Origin of the sequence: uncultured Salegentibacter sp., assembly GCF_963972535.1 — a bacterium.
Classification (GTDB): domain Bacteria; phylum Bacteroidota; class Bacteroidia; order Flavobacteriales; family Flavobacteriaceae; genus Salegentibacter.
The window spans coordinates 1-3,904 of the sequence record NZ_CAXAVR010000168.1 but is presented as its reverse complement, the minus strand read 5'-3'; the positions used below and the strand labels follow the sequence as shown (position 1 = coordinate 3,904).

Annotated in this window: 3 protein-coding genes; all 3 read right to left on the bottom strand. The window is 38.3% G+C overall.

Annotation, left to right across the window (positions count from 1 at the left end; all coding sequences use genetic code 11):
* A partial coding sequence (locus tag AACZ30_RS13290; RefSeq protein ID WP_339649948.1) for a carboxypeptidase-like regulatory domain-containing protein occupies positions 1-1,067 on the bottom strand: 1,067 nt, incomplete at its 3' end.
* 1,054 nt (positions 1,068-2,121) lie between these two features.
* Entirely contained in the window at positions 2,122-3,075 is a 954-nt protein-coding gene (locus AACZ30_RS13285; RefSeq protein ID WP_339649946.1) for a transketolase C-terminal domain-containing protein, read from the bottom strand.
* A 107-nt stretch (positions 3,076-3,182) separates the two neighbouring features.
* Positions 3,183-3,904 (bottom strand): transketolase (locus AACZ30_RS13280; protein ID WP_339649944.1); only part of this gene is annotated, 722 nt, incomplete at its 5' end.

Below are 3,904 nucleotides of genomic sequence, written 5' to 3'. Positions count from 1 at the left end.
GTGAAGTACTTTACAAAATCGGTTCCTCCACTTACATTTACGTTTGCGTTATAAGACATCGTGTAATCACGAAAAAGAGTATTTGCCCAATCAACATTTGGATATCGCTCTCTTTCTGCCTGGTCTGCCGGATTTCTATATTTGTCAATAATATCTAATGGCATATAATCGTTCCAGGCGCTTGGGTTTAAACCAAGTTCATTCTCAATGGCTTCATTACGAACCCTTAAAGCATCATAAGCGTCGTATTTACCGGGCAGCTTAGAAGGCCTTTTCATTGTAGTGTTTACTCTTGCCCTTATTATAGCTTTTCCTTTTTCACCTCTTTTGGTAGTTACAAGAATCACCCCGTTTGCACCCCTAACTCCATACACAGCGGTAGCAGAAGCATCTTTTAAAACTGAAATTGATTCTACCGAGCTTATTGCTACACTAGACATTGGCCGTTCCACTCCGTCTACCAAAATAAGCGGGGAAGAGTCGTTCCAGGTACTTTGCCCCCGAATTAAAATTCTGGGATCTTCTTCTCCAGGCATACCCGTACTGGCACTGGTAATAACGCCGGGTACATTCCCGGTTAAAGCTGCACCAATGTTCGTCACACCACCTGCTCTTTCCAGAACATCACCGCTAACTTCTGCTATAGATGCTACAACGGTCTCTCTTTTTTGTTCTCCATAACCAACAATTACCACTTCTTCTAGCGCATCCTGGTCTGGATCCATAATCACGTTAATTTCCGATTGGTCATTAACTTTTCTCTCTATGGTTTTATAGCCTATAAAGCTAAAAACCAGGGTAGCATCGGCAGGAGCATCTATGGTATAATTCCCTTCCATATCGGTTACAGCACCGAGATTTGGAACTTCCTTTACAAGAATATTCACCCCTGGTATTCCAAGATTATCTTCAGATGAAGTAACCGTTCCCCTAATTGTTTGTTGTTCACTTCCACTTTTTGGCTTATTATCATTAGCATAAACCGAAGGAAAAAACAGAAGTTGAAGCAATAGTCCAAAAACCATTGTTCTAGTTAGGTAAGGAAGATTTATTAAATTTATTTTCATATTAAAAATGTTTTAAACTCTATTAAAATGGCTCAAAGGCATTTTAATTGGCTTGCTATTCATATTCGATAACGTTTTAGTTTTTAGGAATAAAAAAAGTGACATTCCCGGGATCATTTCTGAAGAATAAAACCTCATTCCGAAAATGATTTCTGTGAAGCTTCGTTTCCGTTAGATAATAATTTGTCATTCTCTTATTATTATTTCGTTTAAGGGTTATTAAATAGTTTAAAAATGAATAAATACTCCTTTTTGATATTTAAGATAGTTTTAAGAAGTATTGTTTCGTTTTGTTAACCTGGAATTAAAATTCAGCTTATTTTAAGGTTTTGATCATTTCAAAAAAGCTTAATTGTGAATTATTCCTTAAAAAATCTGAACCAAATATATCCGTTAATTCAGCTTATCAAGAATTGTGGTGTTACAAATACTTTACGGTATGTTACATGCGAGAAAAAAAATGGTAAAATCAATGTAAATTGGGTTAAAATAGGACATATTTTAAGATAACGTAATGGCCTGAAACCCTATAAAACCTATACCTCTCAAGGCATTGTGATTTTGGAAAGGATTATAGTATATAAAAATGTTAATTTTACACTTAAACGTCGCCTTAAAACAAAAATAAATGCTTAGCTGGCAAAAATTGGTTTAAAATTCCTCGATTTTCAAATGATTTTGAAGCAAAAAAACGCTAATTCTCAACTCAATTTTCAAGAATTTGTGTTTCTATAAAATTGGTTTCGATTTTTCAAATTTGGTTAAGGAGAAATGAAGATTATTTGGGATGATTTAAAAAAAATAATACCCGGATTTTTATCTTAAGGATAACGAAAAAAGATGATTTGGTAAGGATACCGGCAGAAGACAAATTGAAGTATTTGTTAGGTGTGAAATGTACTTTGAAGGTAATTAATAAGGCAAGCATTTAGGTGAACGATTGAAGAAATAAAAGTACCAGGCCTGCTTCCTACTTTTCACTTTAGAATTTGAACATAAAAAAAGCCAATGAAAATTTAATTCATTGGCTTTTTTAAGATAAATATGGAAGAAACTACTTCCTCTTAATTACTTTTTCAGCTGCTTTTAAAATAGCCTCTGAATTTAAACCGTATTTTTCCAATAATTGTTCCGGGGTGCCGCTCTCTCCAAAAGTATCCTGGGTGGCCACAAATTCTTGTGGTGCCGGATTATTTTCGGCTAAAGTGCGGGCAACGCTTTCTCCGAGACCGCCAAGGAAGTTATGTTCTTCGGCAGTTACCACACATCCGGTTTTCTTAACCGACTTGATTATGGCTTCTGCATCTAAAGGTTTTATAGTATGAATATTAATCACATCAGCACTAATTCCTTTTTCTGAAAGTTTTTGAGCTGCCTGTATTGCTTCCCAAACCAAATGGCCGGTAGCGATAATGGTTACATCTTCCCCTTCATAAAGTTGAACTGCTTTCCCAATTTCAAATTTTTGATCTTCCGGGGTGAAATTAGCTACTTTTGGTCTTCCGAATCTAAGGTAAACCGGGCCATCGTGCTCGGCGATCGCTAAAGTTGCAGCTTTGGTCTGGTTAAAATCGCAGGTGTTAATCACCGTCATTCCCGGTAACATCTTCATAAGACCAATGTCTTCCAGTATCTGGTGGGTTGCGCCATCTTCACCCAAAGTTACTCCCGAGTGAGAAGCACAGATCTTTACATTTTTCCCTGAGTAGGCGATAGATTGACGAATCTGGTCGTAAACTCTACCGGTAGCAAAATTGGCGAAAGTTCCTGCAAATGGAATCTTCCCACCAATGGTAAGTCCGGCGGCCATTCCCATCATATTGGCTTCGGCAATTCCTACCTGGAAGAAACGCTCCGGATTTTCATCTATAAAATCCTGCATTTTAAGCGATCCCACAAGGTCAGCGCAAAGTGCTACCACATTAGGATTGGTTCTGCCAAGCTCGGTAAGTCCCGCACCAAAACCGGAACGGGTATCTTTTTTTCCTGTATCTGTATATGTCTTCATTCTAAATTTCTTTGTCATTTCCACTTTCTGGAAATCTATATTATTTTATATCCATTCCCCTTAAAAAATATCAAATTCCTCCCCTTAGGGGAGGCTAGGTGGGGCTTTTAATAATCTCCTAAAGTTTCAGGATTTTGAGAAAGCGCAGTTTCTAATTGCTCATCGTTAGGAGCTTTTCCGTGCCAGGCGTGGGTGTGCATCATAAAATCTACACCATTACCCATAACGGTAGTCATTAGTATACAAACCGGTTTTCCTTTTCCGGTACGGGATGTGGCTTCGGTTAGACCATCAATTACCTGTTGCATATCGTTACCATCTTCAATCTCCATTACATCCCAACCAAAAGCTTCAAATTTAGCTTTTAGATTACCCATTGGTAAAACGGTTTCTGTGCTTCCGTCTATCTGCTGGCCGTTAAGGTCTACCGTGGCAATAATATTATCTACTTTATTTCCGGCAGCATACATAATGGCTTCCCAGTTTTGACCTTCCTGTAATTCACCATCTCCGTGAAGGGAAAATACTAAATGGCTATCCTTATTCAGTTTTTTAGCTTGCGCAGCTCCAAGAGCAACCGACATTCCCTGGCCAAGTGAACCTGAGGCTACTCGAATTCCCGGCAGGCCTTCGTGCGTTGTAGGATGACCCTGTAACCTGGAATCTATAAGTCGGAAAGTATTCAATTCATCTACAGGAAAATAACCACTCCGGGCTAAAACGCTATAGAAAACCGGTGAAATATGTCCGTTGGAAAGGAAGAAAAGGTCTTCATCTTTCCCGTCCATATTAAACTCGGGTTTGTGTTCCATAATTCCGCCCTGGTACA

Excerpts from the sequence above, each read along its gene's own strand:
- AACZ30_RS13285 (WP_339649946.1), bottom strand. The coding sequence starts at position 3,075 with ATGAAGACATATACAGATACAGGAAAAAAAGATACCCGTTCCGGTTTT.